12 protein-coding genes are annotated in these 15,950 nt (G+C 60.9%); 5 read left to right on the top strand and 7 right to left on the bottom strand.

Annotated features, from left to right (window positions below; genetic code table 11):
* The first annotated feature begins 12 nt into the window (after positions 1–12).
* From ACLBW8_RS01030 to ACLBW8_RS01020, 3 genes are read left to right on the top strand one after another with little or no spacing between them, the layout of a single operon-like run.
* Positions 13–927: a PLP-dependent cysteine synthase family protein gene (locus ACLBW8_RS01030; protein ID WP_064453633.1), complete on the top strand. Its 915-nt coding sequence runs from the start codon at positions 13–15 to the stop codon at positions 925–927.
* Positions 928–964: 37 nt separating this feature from the next.
* Positions 965–1,957 carry a serine O-acetyltransferase gene (locus ACLBW8_RS01025; protein ID WP_447804351.1) on the top strand — a complete coding sequence of 331 codons (993 nt, stop codon included), beginning with the start codon at positions 965–967 and terminating at the stop codon, positions 1,955–1,957.
* A gap of 2 nt (positions 1,958–1,959) precedes the next feature.
* Entirely contained in the window at positions 1,960–2,688 is a 729-nt protein-coding gene (locus tag ACLBW8_RS01020) for an alanyl-tRNA editing protein (RefSeq protein WP_447804350.1), read from the top strand.
* Positions 2,689–2,752: 64 nt separating this feature from the next.
* Here ACLBW8_RS01020 and ACLBW8_RS01015 read toward each other — a convergent pair whose 3' ends face one another.
* Positions 2,753–3,457 (bottom strand): hypothetical protein, encoded by a 705-nt coding sequence (locus tag ACLBW8_RS01015; protein ID WP_447804349.1) that lies wholly within the window; start codon positions 3,455–3,457, stop codon positions 2,753–2,755.
* A 587-nt stretch (positions 3,458–4,044) separates the two neighbouring features.
* On the opposite strand from ACLBW8_RS01015, the gene ACLBW8_RS01010 reads away from it, so the two are divergent.
* On the top strand, positions 4,045–5,790 hold the full coding sequence (locus ACLBW8_RS01010) for an ABC transporter permease (protein ID WP_064453635.1): 1,746 nt from the start codon (positions 4,045–4,047) through the stop codon (positions 5,788–5,790).
* A 14-nt stretch (positions 5,791–5,804) separates the two neighbouring features.
* A complete protein-coding gene (locus tag ACLBW8_RS01005; protein ID WP_064453636.1) occupies positions 5,805–7,127 on the top strand; it encodes an ABC transporter ATP-binding protein in 1,323 nt (440 codons plus the stop codon).
* A 131-nt stretch (positions 7,128–7,258) separates the two neighbouring features.
* Here the strand turns inward: ACLBW8_RS01005 and prpD are convergent, their stop codons facing one another.
* From prpD to ACLBW8_RS00975, 6 genes are all read right to left on the bottom strand, one after another.
* Positions 7,259–8,743, bottom strand: coding sequence for a 2-methylcitrate dehydratase (gene prpD, locus ACLBW8_RS01000; RefSeq protein WP_447804348.1), 1,485 nt, complete (start codon positions 8,741–8,743; stop codon positions 7,259–7,261).
* Positions 8,744–8,957: 214 nt separating this feature from the next.
* Complete coding sequence (gene prpF / locus ACLBW8_RS00995; protein ID WP_447804347.1) at positions 8,958–10,148, bottom strand: 2-methylaconitate cis-trans isomerase PrpF; 1,191 nt, start codon at positions 10,146–10,148, stop codon at positions 8,958–8,960.
* A gap of 11 nt (positions 10,149–10,159) precedes the next feature.
* The gene (acnD, locus tag ACLBW8_RS00990; protein ID WP_447804346.1) at positions 10,160–12,754 is read right to left on the bottom strand and encodes a Fe/S-dependent 2-methylisocitrate dehydratase AcnD; all 2,595 of its coding nucleotides are present in this window, start codon (positions 12,752–12,754) and stop codon (positions 10,160–10,162) included.
* 203 nt (positions 12,755–12,957) lie between these two features.
* Positions 12,958–14,085 carry a bifunctional 2-methylcitrate synthase/citrate synthase gene (prpC, locus tag ACLBW8_RS00985; RefSeq protein WP_447804345.1) on the bottom strand — a complete coding sequence of 376 codons (1,128 nt, stop codon included), beginning with the start codon at positions 14,083–14,085 and terminating at the stop codon, positions 12,958–12,960.
* A gap of 42 nt (positions 14,086–14,127) precedes the next feature.
* A complete protein-coding gene (gene prpB, locus ACLBW8_RS00980) occupies positions 14,128–15,021 on the bottom strand; it encodes a methylisocitrate lyase (RefSeq protein ID WP_021491517.1) in 894 nt (297 codons plus the stop codon).
* Positions 15,018–15,740: a GntR family transcriptional regulator gene (locus ACLBW8_RS00975; protein ID WP_064453641.1), complete on the bottom strand. Its 723-nt coding sequence runs from the start codon at positions 15,738–15,740 to the stop codon at positions 15,018–15,020. Before ACLBW8_RS00975 ends, prpB begins: the two co-directional genes overlap by 4 nt.
* Positions 15,741–15,950 lie beyond the last annotated feature (210 nt).

Raw genomic sequence — 15,950 nt, 5'->3', positions numbered from 1 at the left:
GGGGACAGCCTGATGTTGCATAACTCAATTCTCGACGTGATCGGCCATACGCCCATCGTGCGCCTGGAGCAGTTTTCCGAGGACCTCGGCATCGAGGTCTACGCCAAGCTGGAATCACTCAACCCCGGCGGCAGTCACAAGGCACGCATCGCCTTGGGCATGATCCTCGACGCGGAACGTCGCGGCGTGCTGATCCGCGATTCCGGGCAAACCATTATCGAACCCAGCGGCGGCAACACCGGCATCGGCCTGGTGATGGCAGGCAATGTACTGGGCTACAAAGTGGTGCTGGTGATCCCCGACAACTACAGCCCCGAAAAACAGAAACTGCTGCGCCTCTACGGCGCCAAGGTAGTGCTGTCGGACAGCCGTTTGGGCAATAACTCCCATGGCGAAAAGTGTATGGAGCTGCAGCTGGAAAACCCCAGCTTCGTAATGCTCAACCAGCAACGCAACGGCGCCAACCCACAAACCCACCGCGATACTACCGCGCCGGAAATCATCCGCGCCTTTGGTGAACAGCGCGTTGACTATTTCGTCAGCGGTATCGGTACCGGTGGCCACATCACCGGCATCGGCGAAACCCTCAAAGCCACGTGGCCGGCGATCCGGGTAATGGGCGTGGAGCCGGAAGAATGCGACCTGCTAAAAGATCGGCACGCGCCGCACCATATACAGGGCCTGTCGATTGGCTTGATCCCAAGCATCCTCAATGTCGAGGTGCTGGACGGCATGCTCAAGGTATCGCGACAGGCGTGCATCGACATGATGAAACGCATCATGCGAACCGACGCCATCAGCCTTGGGTTGTCCTCGGCTGCCAACATGGTTGCCATCGCTCAGCTTGCCCCCGAACTTCCGCCCGAAACGGTGGTGTTGACCATGGTCTACGACAATGCTGACAGCTACCTGCCCAATTTCGAGTAACCCGTTTGCCAACCATCCAGAATGTGGGGGTGCCTCCATGGGGGGCTTTATCGACATGCAACAGCTGCACGATGAGTTGCTTACCCACCTCATCAAGACCCTGACGCCTACGCAGATGAAGCAGTTGGAACCGCACCTGGCGCCGCTGATCCAGAACGCCGCGCAGGCAGTGGCCGAAGACTTGATCGCCTATGCCTATCGCGACCCGGCTTCCCGAGGGCGCGGCGAGTTGATCCTGGAGTCCTACGCCTCGTTCAAGGCCGTGCTGTTCTACCGGCTTGCGCACCTGGTGTGGAATTTTCCCGACCAGACTAACGGTCTGTTTTCGCGCATCGCCCTCAAGCTCAGCAATCAGGGCAAAGTGCTCTCCGGCGCCGAGATTCACCCCGCCGCACGCATCGGCCGGCGCTTCGTACTCGACCATGGCTACGGCACGGTGATCGGCGAGACCTGCGAGATCGGCAACGACTGCTACATCCTCTGCGGCGTGACACTGGGCGCACGGGGTATCGCCAATAACCCGGACGGCAAGCGTCACCCGCGCCTGGGCAACAATGTCGAGGTGGGCGCCGGCGCGCGCGTGCTCGGCTATGTGCTGATCGGCGACAACGTGTTTATCAGCCCTTCCTGTGTGATTACCCAGGATGTGCCGGCGGGCACCAAGGTCAAGGTGGTCAATCAGATTCAGCTGCAGAAAAACGCCGAATCGGACCACAGCAACTACCTCGGTGCGTTCGCCCTGGATGAGCGTTTACACGTGGTCGGTGAGGTCAGTGCCAGCCACAAGGTCACGGTACTGGATGCCGATTTTCACCCCCTGCTGGGGCTGATGCTGGAGGCCACGGTGAAAGAGCGCCATCACCTGCAATTTCGCTTGCGTCGCCTCGATGTCGGCGACCACCTGCCGCGACTGCCGCTGAACCTGAAAGTCTGCGGGCCGGAATTTGAAATCACCCTGCTCTCCCCTCCTGGCTTGAGTGCAATGGTGCGCCACCTGCTGCAAGCCAGCCCACTGATCGTCGGAGGTTGAACATGTCCGTGCACACCATGGAAACCCTGGCGCTGTTTGACAGCGCGCCCTATCAGAACGCCTTCAGCGCACGGGTGATTGCCGTCAGCGAGCACGGTATCGCGCTGGAACACACGCTGTTCTACCCCACCGGCGGCGGGCAACCGGGCGACACCGGGCATCTGACCCTGGCTGATGGCACGCGGGTCGAGGTGATCGGCACCGTGCGCGACCCGGTGCTGCGCTCGATCATCTGGCACCAGGTTGAACACTGCCCCGAGCAATTGACGGCCGGTGTGCAAGTAGACGCAGGCCTGAACTGGCAGCGGCGTTACCAGCACATGAAGATGCACACCTGCCTGCACTTACTCTGCTCGATCATTGATGCTCCGGTCACCGGTTGCAGCATCAGCGCAGACAAAGGTCGCCTGGATTTCGACCTGCCGGAAATGACCCTCGACAAAGACAGCATCACCCGCGACCTCAACGCCTTGATCGAACAGGCCCACGAGGTGAAAACCCTGTCGATGCCCGCCTCCGAATATTCGACCCTGCTCCAAATCACCCGCACCCAGGCGGTGGCACCACCGGTCATCCAGGGTTCGGTCCGCGTGATAGAGATCGCCGGGATCGATATCCAGCCGTGCGGCGGCACCCACGTGATCAACACCGAAGAAATCGGCCGGGTGTTTTGCGAAAAAATCGAGAAGAAGAGCAAGCACAACCGTCGGGTGATCCTGCGCTTTGAGTAAATCGAGGCTGACCCGGTCCAGCATGGGGGCTCACCCCACCCTGTCCGAAGCGGTTTTGCGCGCCCTATTTCTTTTGCTTGTCGGCGTTCTTGACCGGCGCCTCAATCTGCTGTTGAAGCGGTGAGATCAACGTGTGGTAGTAAGCAGTGGCCGCATCAAGTCCGTCCTCAAGCGCCTGGTTTTCTTTCTTGAGCGCTTCAACGGTCCTGGCCCTCGAGGCTGTTGACTCATTCGCCGGGACAGACACTTGGTTTTGCCGGGAAGCGGGTGCTTCAGGCTGCACGTCGTCTGACGAAACCGGTTTGGCGGAGGCCGCCGTCCCTGTAGGTATTTGCCTTTGCGGGAGATCCATCGTGTCGACTCGGTGAGCCAGGCTCCCAACCAGCTGTTGCAGCCGTGTAAGCATCCTATGGAACTGCTCGAATGCCTTCTTGACCATATGGCGAAACTCATCGTTTTCACGGGTCAACGTATCCAGACTGCGCGACAAGCCTGACTCGTTCACCAGCGTGCCCTGCAGGAGGAAAGTTTCATCCTGTTCATCGAAGAGGCGGTAATACGGCTGACTGGCCGGTGCAACGGCAGAATCGGGAGCTGCTTTACCCTGGGCTTGCGGCTCAAACTTTTCCACCAGCGCGTTTAGTTTGGCGAGAAGTTGATTATTTTTTTGAGTCAATTCTGCCAGCAGGCGCGTTTCTGCGGTTTCTGGCGGCTTCGGGTTGACGATTGCATGGTGGCTCGAAAACTGACCGCGCTGCTCGGGTGTCACAGGGTTTCGGGGAGGCGCCGCGTCGGGCCGTGTGTCGGATCTCCCGGAAGCTTCGGCGTCGCCTTCCGGGCCCGTGGGCGCAGGCGCCGGGGAGATCTCATGGCCGACAGTGCAGGGCGATGGTTGCCGAGTATTTACGCTAGTCATGGGGTGCCGCCTCAGATTCAGGTCTTTAATACGTAACTGACGCGTGCCAGCAGCGATGCAATAGCCAGTCGTCTCACTACCTGATTGGCACTTTTCTGAAAGCAGTTCCGAGCCTGCATGACAGGTGGGTAGCTGATTGTGTCCGCTTAGAAAAACAGCCACACCCTGCAATTTGAATGATTGTTAAGCCTTGCCAGGGCAGTCGACACCCTGGCGGTGTTTTTTTACCTAAAACTGACAGTAATTTTATACGTTTGTAACATTTTGAAACGTACAATCCCGCCAGCGGCGAATCTCCCTCAGATTCGATGCGCCCCAGACTCACGGAGAAAGAGCGCCCGCCCATTCTCGGTGGGTGATTTGTATAGAAGCTAAGCTCACCCCACCGCACCTCTTTGAACCTGAACGCTGCCGGACTGACTGCCTATGAACCACGGCCTATGAAAAAAGTATTCCGTCACTACCTGCCAGCCTCCACGCTGCGCCTGCTGCCCAACCGCTGGGATTTGGTCGCACTGCCTCTGGTGATCGGCTTTTTGCTGTTCTTGTCCATCGGCGCCCGGGAAACCTGGGCCCCCATCGCCACGTTGCAAAGTGAGGTCATCTCCCTCGACCCGGCCAACCTGCCGGAATACGCCATGCGCACTACCTTGCGAATGCTTGCGGCAATGGTGGCATCGCTGGTTTTCACGCTGTTGTACGGCACACTGGCCGCCAAAAGCCGGCGCGCCGAAAAATTGCTGGTGCCGGTGCTCGACATTCTGCAGTCGGTGCCGGTACTCGGTTACATCTCGTTTACGGTGACGTTCTTCCTGCTGATGTTTCCAGGGCGCGTGCTGGGGGCCGAGTTCGCGGCGATCTTTGCGATCTTTACCAGCCAGGCCTGGAACATGACGTTCAGCTTTTACCAGTCGCTGCGCATGCTGCCCCATGACCTGGTGGAAGTGTCCACCAACCTGCGGCTTTCCGGCTGGCAGAAGTTCTGGAAACTCGACGTGCCCTTCGCCATGCCCGGGCTGGTGTGGAACATGATGATGAGCATGTCCGGCGGTTGGTTTTTCGTGGTTGCTTCTGAAGCCATCACCGTCGGCGACAAGACCATCACCCTGCCGGGCGTGGGTTCATACCTGGCCTTGGCCATTGCCCAGAAAGACCTGCATGCGGTGGGGTATGTGATCCTGGCGATGATTGTGGTGATCCTGATCTACGACCAGTTCCTGTTCCGCCCACTGGTGGCCTGGGCCGACAAATTCCGCATGGAAACCACCGCCTCCCAGGGCGCCGCGCCACAGTCCTGGCTGCTGAACCTGATCCAGCGCACACGCATCGTCCAGCGCATCCTGCGCCCTATCACCCGCACCGTCAGTCGCATCGGCAATAAGCGCTTCAGCCTGGCGGGCGGTGCGCTCAAGGCCTTGCCGGCAGAGACACCGGCGGCGTCAAAGGTGATCGACTGGGTGTGGGGCACTCTGATTGCGCTGATGGCGGCTTATGCGCTGTACCACATCGTGCAATACGTCGGCACCGAGGTGACGTTCGCCGAAGTCGGCCATGTATTTGTACTGGGCCTTATCACGCTGCTACGGGTAGCCGGGCTGATTCTGATCGCCTCGCTGATCTGGGTGCCGTTGGGCGTGATGATCGGCTTGCGTCCCAGCCTTGCGGAAAAAATCCAGCCCCTCGCGCAGTTCCTCGCGGCGTTCCCGGCGAACCTGCTGTTCCCGGTGTTCGTCATTGTGATCCTGCACTACAAGCTCAACCCGGACATCTGGCTGAGCCCGCTGATCGTGCTGGGCACCCAGTGGTACATCCTGTTCAACGTGATCGCCGGCGCCACGGCGTTCCCCAATGACTTCAAGGAAGTCGCCGCCAACTTCCGCATTCGCGGCTGGCTGTGGTGGCGCAAGGTAATGCTGCCGGGGATCTTTCCGTATTACGTCACCGGTGCGATTACCGCGTCCGGCGGTGCATGGAACGCCAGCATCGTGTCCGAGTATGTGTCCTGGGGCCAGGACAATGTGGTGGCCCACGGGCTAGGGGCTTACATCGCGCAGACCACGGCTGCCGGCGACTTCCCGAAGATCGCCTTGGGCGTCGTGGTGATGTCGATCTTTGTGGTGGCCTTCAACCGCGCGGTCTGGCGACCTATGTACGCCATGGCTGAAAACAAACTTCGCTTGAATTGACGGGATTCGCTGTGATGAATACCAACACTGAACACACTGCTGATACCCCCGAAATCTTCTCGCTGAAAAACGTGAATCGGGTGTTCGGCAAAGGTAAAGACGAACTGCAGGTGCTCAGTGGCGTGAACCTGAGCCTGCACGAAGGTGAAATCGTCGGCATGCTCGGCCGCTCTGGCTCGGGCAAGTCCACACTGCTGCGCATTATCGCCGGGCTTATTCAACCGTCATCGGGCGAAGTCCGCTACAACGGCGCGCCGCTGAACGGCCCGGCCGAAGGCGTGGCCATGGTGTTCCAGACGTTTGCGCTGTTCCCTTGGCTGACCGTGCTGGAAAACGTGGAGGCCGGCCTGCAAGCCTTGCAGGTCGAGCGCAAGGAAACCCGCAAGCGCGCACTGGCGGCCATCGACTTGATCGGCCTGGACGGTTTTGAAAACGCCTACCCGCGTGAGTTGTCCGGCGGTATGCGCCAACGTGTGGGTTTTGCCCGTGGCCTGGTGGTCAACCCGACCCTGTTGCTGATGGACGAACCCTTCTCCGCCCTGGACGTGCTGACCGCCGAAACCCTGCGCACGGACTTGCTGGACCTGTGGAGCGGCAAACAACTGCCGATCAAGTCGATCCTGATCGTGACCCACAACATCGAAGAAGCCGTGTTGATGTGCGACCGCATCCTGGTGCTGTCATCCAACCCCGGTCGCGTGGTCGCAGAAATCAAAGTACCGTTCCCGCACCCGCGCAACCGGCTGGACCCGACCTTTCGGCAAATGGTCGACGACATCTACGCACTGATGACTGACCGGCGCAGCGCCGACGCCAGCCGAGGCCTGCCGGAGCTGAAAATGGGCAGCCTGTTGCCGGAAGTGTCCACCAACCTGATGGCCGGCTTGATCGAAACCCTGGCCGCCGAGCCTTACAACGGTCATGCCGGCTTGCCGACCGTGGCCGAGCGGCGCTTGCTGGAAGTCGACGACCTGTTCCCAGTAGCGGAGATGCTTGAGCATTTGGGCTTCGCTGAGCTCAAGGGCGCCGACATCACCCTGACCGACGCCGGCAAATTGTTCGCCGACTACGGCACCCAGGAACGCAAAACCCTGTTCGCCGAGCATTTGATCCGGCACGTGCCGTTGGCCGCACGCATTCATCAGGTGCTGCTTGAGCGCAGCGGGCACCGGGCGCCACGGGTGCGCTTCGAGCAGGAGTTGGAAGACTCGATGACCGAAGCATTTGTGGAGAAAACCCTGGAAAGCGTGGTGGCGTGGGGGCGCTATGCGGAGATTTTCTCCTATGACGACCACACCGAGACGTTCAGCCTGGATGATGTGGAAGGCAGTATGTAGCTCCTGAGCAAACGCTAATGTGAATGTGGGAGCGGGCTTGCTCGCGAATGCGGTGAGTCAGTGACAGATGAATTGCCTGACACTGCGCTTTCGCGAGCAAGCCCGCTCCCACATTAGTTTCGTGGTGTTGTTTAGATTACAAAATAATCAACGAAGCGGTTCACAGGCGTGGCCTCAAGCCGTGCCTGATCCTTGCACAACGCAAAAATCTGCGCACTGCGCTGCGCGGTAAACCGCGTGGCCAAATTGGCCTTGAACTTGTCTTCCAGCAACGGAATGCCATCCACCCGACGCCGACGATGGCCAATCGGGTATTCCACCGCCACCTGCTCGGTGCTGGAGCCGTCCTTGAAATACACCTGCACCGCGTTGGCGATGGAGCGTTTGTCCGCCTCCAGGTATTCGCGGCTGTAGCGCGGGTCTTCGACAATGACCATCTTCTGGCGCAGCTCATCGATGATCGGATGAGCCGCATGAAACTCGTCCTCATACTGCTCGGCCACCAGGTTGCCAAAGGCCAAGGGCACAGCGGTCATGTATTGCAGGCAGTGGTCGCGGTCGGCGGCGTTGGCCAGTGGGCCGACCTTGGAGATGATGCGTATCGCCGACTCGTGGGTGGTGATCACGATGCGTTCGATTTCATGCAGGCGATGCTTGACCAACGGGTGCAACGTCACCGCCGCCTCACAGGCCGTTTGCGCATGAAACTCGGCGGGGAAGCTGATCTTGAACAGCACGTTTTCCATCACATAGGTGCCGTAGGGCTGTGACAGGCTGAAGGCCCGCTTGTCCTCGGGTTTGAGCGCCAGGTCATTGTTGGTGTGGCTGAACAGCACGTCGTAAAAACCCCACTGCGGCGCGCTTAACACGCCCGGGATGCCCATCTCGCCACGCAGTGCGATGTCCGCCAGGCGCACACCACGGCTCGACGCGTCCCCCGCCGCCCAGGATTTGCGCGAACCGGCATTGGGCGCGTGGCGGTAGGTGCGCAGCGCCTGCCCATCGACAAACGCGTGGGACAAGGCGGCAAGCAGTTGCTCACGGTTGGCACCCATCAGCTTGGCAGTGACGGCGGTGGAAGCGACTTTCACCAGTAGCACATGATCGAGACCGACACGGTTGAAGGAGTTTTCCAGGGCAATCACACCCTGGATCTCGTGAGCCATGATCATCGCGTCCAGCACCGCGCGCACGGTCAGCGGCGTGTCGCCATTGGCCACGCGTTTTTGCGAAAGGTGGTCGGCCACGGCAAGAATGCCCCCGAGGTTATCCGAAGGGTGGCCCCATTCGGCGGCGAGCCAGGTGTCGTTGTAGTCGAGCCAACGCACGATGCAGCCAATGTCCCAGGCGGCTTTGACCGGGTCCAGCCGAAAGGACGTGCCCGGCACGCGCGCGCCGAACGGCACCACCGTGCCCTCCACGATCGGCCCCAGGTGCTTGGTGCACTCGGGGAAGCGCAAGGCCAAAAGGCCACAACCGAGGGTGTCCATCAGGCAGTTGCGGGCGGTGTCCAAGGCGTCCCGTGAATCGATCCGGTAATTGAGGACGTAATCGGCGATGTCCTGCAGGACCTGGTCGTAGTCGGGACGGTTGTTCTGGTCGACGTTGGCGCTCATGGCAGTTCTCCAAAGTGGGTTAGGGTTGTTTCATCCTCAGGGTCAGGGTTGATCATGTGTGGCAGGTCTGATTGCCTGCTAATGGAGTGCGGATTGCGTTGAACCCCTGTGGCAGCGGGCTTGCTCGCGAAGGCGGCGTGTCAGCTACACATAAGTTGACGGGACCACCGCCTTCGCGAGCAAGCCCGCTCCCACAAGGGGATGGTGTCAGGCTTTAGAAGGCGTCGCCGGGAACGCGTACGAAGCCTTCCATCAGGACTCGCGCGCTGCGGCTCATGATGGCTTTTTTTACCACCCATTCACCGTTCACCTGGCGGGCTTCGGCGCCGACGCGCAAGGTGCCGGACGGATGCCCGAAGCGCACGGCGTTACGTTCAACACCACCGGCGGCGAGGTTAACCAACGTCCCGGAAATTGCCGCCGCCGTGCCGATCGCCACCGCTGCCGTGCCCATCATCGCGTGGTGCAACTTACCCATGGACAGCGCACGCACCAGCAAGTCGACATCACCGGCCTTGATCGCCTTGCCACTGGACGCCACGTAGTCCGCAGGCTTGGCCACAAACGCCACCTTCGGCGTGTGCTGTCGCTGGGCGGCCTCGTCGAGGTGTTTGATCAGGCCCATGCGCAACGCACCATAGGCCCGCACGGTTTCGAACATCGCCAGGGCTTTGGGGTCGCTGTTGATCGCGCCTTGCAGCTCGGTGCCGGTGTAGCCAAGGTCTTCGGCGTTGATGAAAATCGTCGGGATGCCCGCGTTGATCAGTGTCGCCTTGAAGGTGCCGACACCGGGTACTTCGAGGTCGTCGACCAGGTTGCCGGTGGGGAACATCGAGCCGCCGCCGCCCTCTTCTTCCGCCGCCGGGTCCATGAATTCGAGCTGCACTTCGGCGGCCGGAAAGGTCACGCCATCGAGTTCGAAGTCGCCGGTTTCCTGCACCGCACCGTCGGTGATCGGCACATGGGCGATGATGGTCTTGCCGATATTGGCCTGCCACACCCGCACCACCGCTACACCGTTGTGCGGCACGCGGGCCGGGTCGACCAGCCCGGCGCTGATGGCGAACGAGCCCACCGCCGCCGACAGGTTGCCGCAGTTGCCGCTCCAGTCGACAAAGGGCTTGTCGATGGAGACCTGGCCAAACAGGTAGTCCACGTCGTGCTCGGCGCGCGTGCTTTTGACCAGGATCACGGTTTTGCTGGTGCTGGAGGTCGCACCGCCCATGCCGTCAATCTGCTTGTCGTAGGGATCGGGGCTGCCGATCACCCGCAACAGCAGGGCATCGCGGGCGGCACCCGGCACCTGCGCCACTTCGGGCAGGTCCTTGAGGCTGAAGAACACGCCCTTGCTGGTGCCGCCACGCATATAGGTGGCGGGGATCTTGATTTGCGCTGTGTGTGCCATGGTTATCCTCTTCAGGCGGTCGCCGCCGATTCCAGGAAGTCCTGGGCAAAACGCTGCAACACGCCGCCCGCCTCGTAGATCGACACTTCTTCAGCGGTGTCCAGGCGGCACGTCACCGGCACTTCGACACGTTCGCCATTCTTGCGGTTGATCACCAGGGTCAACTGCGCACGCGGGGTGCGCTGGCCGATTACGTCATAGGTTTCGCTGCCGTCGATGTTCAAGGTGTGACGGTCGGTGCCCGGCAGGAACTCCAGCGGCAACACGCCCATGCCCACCAGATTGGTGCGGTGGATGCGTTCGAAGCCTTCGGCGGCAATCGCTTCCACACCGGCCAGGCGTACGCCCTTGGCCGCCCAGTCGCGGGACGAGCCCTGGCCGTAGTCGGCACCCGCAATAATGATCAGCGGCTGCTTGCGTTCCATGTAGGTTTCGATGGCTTCCCACATCCGCGTGACCTGGCCTTCGGGCTCGATACGCGCCAGGGAACCCTGCTTGACCTTGCCGTTTTCAACCACCATTTCGTTGAACAGTTTCGGGTTGGCGAAGGTCGCGCGCTGCGCGGTCAAGTGGTCGCCGCGGTGGGTGGCGTAAGAGTTGAAGTCGACTTCCGGCAGGCCCATTTTCGCCAGGTATTCGCCGGCGGCGCTGTCGAGCATGATCGCGTTGGACGGCGACAGGTGATCGGTGGTGATGTTGTCCGGCAGCACCGCCAGCGGGCGCATCCCCTTGAGCGGGCGAGCACCGGCCAGCGCGCCTTCCCAGTACGGCGGGCGGCGGATGTAGGTGCTTTGCGGGCGCCAATCGTACAACGGCGCGACTTTCGGGCCGGTGTCTTCGTGAATCGCGAACATCGGGATGTAGACCGCGCGGAACTGCTCCGGCTTGACCGAAGCCTTGACCACCGCGTCGATTTCTTCATCGCTCGGCCAGATGTTTTTGAGGCGGATCTCCTTGCCGTCGGCATCCAGGCCCAGCACGTCCTTTTCGATGTCGAAACGGATGGTGCCGGCAATCGCATAAGCCACCACCAGCGGCGGCGAAGCGAGGAACGCTTGCTTGGCGTACGGGTGAATGCGCCCGTCAAAGTTGCGGTTACCGGAAAGCACGGCAGTGGCGTAGAGGTCGCGGTCGATGATTTCTTGCTGGATCACCGGGTCGAGCGCACCGGACATGCCGTTGCAGGTGGTGCAAGCGAACGCCACCACACCAAAACCCAACTGCTCCAACTCGTGGGTCAAGCCCGCTTCATCGAGGTACATCGCCACGGTTTTCGAGCCGGGCGCCAGCGAGGATTTGACCCACGGTTTGCGGGCCAGCCCGAGCTTGTTGGCGTTACGTGCCAACAGGCCGGCGGCGATCACGTTGCGCGGGTTACTGGTGTTGGTGCAGCTGGTAATGGCAGCGATGATCACCGCGCCATCGGGCATTTGCCCCGGCACGTCGTCCCACGGGCCGCAGATGCCTTTGGAGGCCAGATCGCTGGTGGCGACACGGGCGTGCGGGTTGCTCGGGCCGGCCATATTGCGTACGACGCTGGACAGGTCGAAGGTCAGGCCACGCTCGTACTGCGCACTTTTGAGGTCATCCGCCCACAGGCCGGTGTGGCGCGCGTACTGCTCAACCAACGTGACTTGTTCGTCTTCGCGGCCGGTGAGTTTCAGGTAGGCGATGGTTTGCGGGTCGATGTAGAACATGGCCGCAGTGGCGCCATATTCCGGTGCCATGTTGGAGATAGTCGCACGGTCGCCCAGGGTGAGTGCCGAGGCACCTTCGCCGAAGAATTCCAGCCATGCCCCCACCACTTTCTGCTTACGCAGGAATTCGGTCAGTGCCAGCACCATGTCGGTCGCGGTAATGCCCGGTTGCAGCTTGCCCGTCAGCTCCACGCCGACACTTTCCGGCAGGCGCATCCACGAGGCGCGGCCGAGCATCACACTCTCGGCTTCAAGGCCGCCGACGCCGATGGCGATCACGCCCAGGGCATCCACGTGTGGGGTGTGGCTGTCGGTGCCGACGCAGGTGTCGGGGAACGCCACACCGTCACGCACCTGAATCACCGGCGACATTTTCTCCAGGTTGATCTGGTGCATGATGCCGTTGCCCGGCGGGATCACGTCGACGTTCTTGAAGGCCTTTTTGGTCCACTCGATAAAGTGGAAACGGTCTTCGTTGCGACGGTCCTCGATGGCGCGGTTTTTCTCGAACGCGTCCGGGTCAGCACCACCGGCTTCAACGGCCAGGGAGTGGTCGACGATCAGTTGGGTCGGCACCACCGGGTTGACCTGGGCCGGGTCGCCGCCTTGCAGGGCGATGGCATCGCGCAGGCCGGCGAGGTCGACCAGGGCGGTCTGGCCGAGGATATCGTGGCACACCACACGCGCCGGGAACCACGGGAAGTCGAGGTCACGCTTGCGCTCGATCATCTGGCTCAGGGACGCATTGAGCGTGGCCGGGTCGCAACGGCGCACCAGGTTCTCCGCAAGGACGCGGGAGGTGTACGGCAAGGTGGCATAGGCACCGGGGCTGATTGCATCGACGGCCGCACGGGCGTCGTAGAAATCCAGGCGGCTGCCGGGCAGCGGTTTACGAAATTCAGTGTTCATCGTCAGGACTCGGTCACGGTAGTTACATAAAGAAGAGCCGAGGCAGATCCCGAATTGGAATGAGGTCAAAATGTGGGAGCGGGCTTGCTCGCGAAAGCGGTGGAACAGTCGCCGGATGTGTTGAATGACACACCGTATTCGCGAGCAAGCCCGCTCCCACATTTTTGATTCGGTTACCACGTCAGGATCGCCGGTCACTCCACTCAGCGACGTTCGATTGGCACGAACTTGCGCTGCTCAACGCCGATGTATTCGGCGCTCGGACGGATAATGCGGTTGTTGGCGCGCTGCTCGAACACGTGCGCGGCCCAGCCGGTGAGGCGCGAGCACACAAAGATCGGCGTGAACAGCTTGGTCGGTATGCCCATGAAGTGGTACGCCGAGGCATGGTAGAAGTCGGCGTTGGGGAACAGTTTCTTCTGCTCCCACATGGTTTTGTCGATGGCTTCCGAGACCGGGAACAACACTTTGTCGCCCACTTCGTCAGCGAGTTTTTTCGACCAGCCCTTGATCACTTCATTGCGCGGGTCGCTGTCTTTGTAGATCGCGTGGCCAAAGCCCATGATCTTGTCTTTGCGCGCCAGCATGCCAAGAGTGCCTTCAACGGCTTCTTCGGCCGAGCCGAAACGCTCGATCATTTCCATCGCCGCTTCGTTGGCGCCGCCATGCAGCGGGCCGCGCAGGGAGCCGATGGCGGCCGTGACGCACGAATACAGGTCGGACAAGGTCGAGGCACACACGCGGGCGGTGAAGGTCGACGCGTTGAATTCGTGCTCGGCGTAGAGGATCAGCGACACGTTCATGACTTTCTCATGCAGCGCGCTCGGCTTCTTGCCGTGCAGCAGGTGCAGGAAGTGGCCGCCGATGCTGGGCTCGTCTGTCACGCAGTCGATGCGCTTGCCGTCGTGGCTGAAGCGATACCAGTAGCACATGATCGCCGGGAAGGCGGCAAGCAGGCGGTCGGTGACATCGCGTTGCACGCTGAAGTCTTTCTCGGGCTCGATATTGCCCAGGAACGAGCAACCGGTGCGCATCACGTCCATCGGGTGGGCGTCGGCGGGGATGCGTTCCAGCACTTCTTTCAAGGCCTGGGGCAGATCGCGCAGCGTGCTCAGTTTTTTGCTGTAGGCGGCCAGTTCGGCTTTGGTCGGCAACTCGCCGTAAAGCAGCAGGTAAGCGACTTCTTCAAATTGCGCGTCGGCGGCGAGTTCACGCACGTCGTAACCGCGATAGGTGAGGCCAGCACCGGCCTGGCCTACGGTGGACAGTGCGGTCTGCCCGGCTACCTGACCACGCAGGCCGGCACCACTCAGTACTTTTGCTTCAGCCATGGTTCTTCTCCAATTTTGTAGTTATTCAGGGAGGCGCGTTCGTTACTTTTTCGCGGCGAACAGCGCGTCGAGCTTCTGCTCGAAGGTGTGGTAGTCGATGCGATCGTAAAGCTCCATGCGGGTTTGCATGGTGTCGATCACGTTCTGTTGGGTGCCGTCGCGACGGATCGCGGTGTAGACGTTCTCGGCGGCCTTGTTCATGGCACGGAAAGCCGAGAGCGGGTACAGCACGATGGAAACATCGGCAGATTTCAACTGTTCGGTGGTGTACAGCGGGGTTGCGCCGAATTCGGTGATATTGGCCAGGATCGGCGCCTTCACCCTTGACGCGAAGAGCTTGTACATCTCCAGTTCAGTGATGGCTTCCGGGAACACCATGTCGGCGCCGGCTTCGATGCAGGCGGCGGCGCGTTCCAGAGCGGACTCCAACCCTTCGACGGCAAGGGCGTCGGTGCGCGCCATGATCACGAAGCTGTCATCGGTGCGCGCATCCACGGCGGCCTTGATGCGGTCGACCATTTCCTGCTGGGACACGATCTCTTTATTCGGGCGATGCCCACAGCGCTTGGCGCCGACTTGGTCTTCGATGTGGATGGCAGCGGCGCCGAACTTGATCATCGACTTGACCGTGCGCGCCACGTTGAAGGCCGAGGAACCGAAACCGGTGTCCACGTCCACCAGCAGCGGCAGGTCGCACACGTCAGTGATGCGGCGCACGTCGGTCAGCACGTCATCCAGGCCGGTGATGCCCAAATCCGGCACGCCGAGGGAGCCGGCAGCGACACCGCCACCCGAGAGGTAGATGGCCTTGAAACCGGCGCGTTTGGCCAGCAGCGCGTGGTTGGCGTTGATTGCGCCCACCACTTGCAAGGGATGTTCGCTGGCGACTGCATCACGGAAACGCTGGCCTGGAGTAGTTTTATTGTTGGAACTCATGACTCACCTCGCTGAGTGGCTGTCTGGGGCGCGCCGTCCGGGAAGTGACGGGCGATATTGCGTTTGGAGGCGCCGATATGCCGGCGCATCAACAATTCGGCCAGTTCACCGTCACGATCGGCAATCGCGTCAAGAATGCGGTGATGCTCGGCAAAAGCCTGGCGCGGACGATTGGGGGTGGCGGAGAACTGGATGCGGTACATGCGCACCAATTGGTACAGCTCGCCGCAGAGCATTTGGGTCAGCGTGCGATTACCGGCGCCTTGAATTATCCGGTAATGAAAATCGAAGTCGCCTTCCTGCTGGTAGTAGCCGAGCCCGGCCTGGAACGCTTCGTCGCGTTCATGGGTGTGCAGCACTTGGCGTAGCTCCTCGATTTCCGCATCGGTCATGCGCTCGGCGGCCAGGCGGCAGGCCATGCCTTCCAGAGATTCGCGGATTTCATAGAGCTCGATCAGCTCGGCATGGCTCAAGGACACCACTCGCGCGCCAACGTGAGGCACGCGCACCAGCAGACGCTGGCCTTCCAGGCGGTGGATCGCTTCACGCAATGGGCCACGGCTGATGCCGTAGGTGCGCGCCAGTTCCGGCTCGGAGATCTTGCTGCCGGGGGCGATTTCGCCTTTGACGATGGCGGCCTGGATACGCCGGAAGACGTTCTCTGACATGGTCTGGGAATCGTCTTGCGCTACCACTGGGGTTTCCAGTTGATCCAGCATATTGTCGACACCTTTAAAAGCAATGCCGCAAAAACTAGCCAATCAGACCTTATTAGTCAAAGAATAAATCAACATTGTCGACAATCGTCTAATAACCCCTTCTGCACGCTCTAGGGCATGGCCGCCTGCCAGCGCTGGCGCCAAAAAAGCATCATGTTAGAATGCCCGCCGCTTTTGCCTGACATCACTTGATGAAACGGCGCACTAGAG

Source organism: Pseudomonas sp. M5A4_2d, assembly GCF_053345295.1.
Note: the sequence above shows the minus strand (reverse complement) of the source record. Positions and strands in the feature narration are given on the sequence as shown.

What these genes read in the sequence shown, in the direction of transcription:
- ACLBW8_RS01030 (WP_064453633.1), top strand. Translation starts at nt 13, where the DNA reads ATGTTGCATAACTCAATTCTCGACGTGATCGGCCATACGCCCATCGTG.
- ACLBW8_RS01025 (WP_447804351.1), top strand. Translation starts at nt 965, where the DNA reads ATGGGGGGCTTTATCGACATGCAACAGCTGCACGATGAGTTGCTTACC.
- ACLBW8_RS01020 (WP_447804350.1), top strand. Translation starts at nt 1,960, where the DNA reads ATGTCCGTGCACACCATGGAAACCCTGGCGCTGTTTGACAGCGCGCCC.
- ACLBW8_RS01010 (WP_064453635.1), top strand. Translation starts at nt 4,045, where the DNA reads ATGAAAAAAGTATTCCGTCACTACCTGCCAGCCTCCACGCTGCGCCTG.
- ACLBW8_RS01005 (WP_064453636.1), top strand. Translation starts at nt 5,805, where the DNA reads ATGAATACCAACACTGAACACACTGCTGATACCCCCGAAATCTTCTCG.
- prpD (WP_447804348.1), bottom strand. Translation starts at nt 8,743, where the DNA reads ATGAGCGCCAACGTCGACCAGAACAACCGTCCCGACTACGACCAGGTC.
- prpF (WP_447804347.1), bottom strand. Translation starts at nt 10,148, where the DNA reads ATGGCACACACAGCGCAAATCAAGATCCCCGCCACCTATATGCGTGGC.
- acnD (WP_447804346.1), bottom strand. Translation starts at nt 12,754, where the DNA reads ATGAACACTGAATTTCGTAAACCGCTGCCCGGCAGCCGCCTGGATTTC.
- prpC (WP_447804345.1), bottom strand. Translation starts at nt 14,085, where the DNA reads ATGGCTGAAGCAAAAGTACTGAGTGGTGCCGGCCTGCGTGGTCAGGTA.
- prpB (WP_021491517.1), bottom strand. Translation starts at nt 15,021, where the DNA reads ATGAGTTCCAACAATAAAACTACTCCAGGCCAGCGTTTCCGTGATGCA.
- ACLBW8_RS00975 (WP_064453641.1), bottom strand. Translation starts at nt 15,740, where the DNA reads ATGCTGGATCAACTGGAAACCCCAGTGGTAGCGCAAGACGATTCCCAG.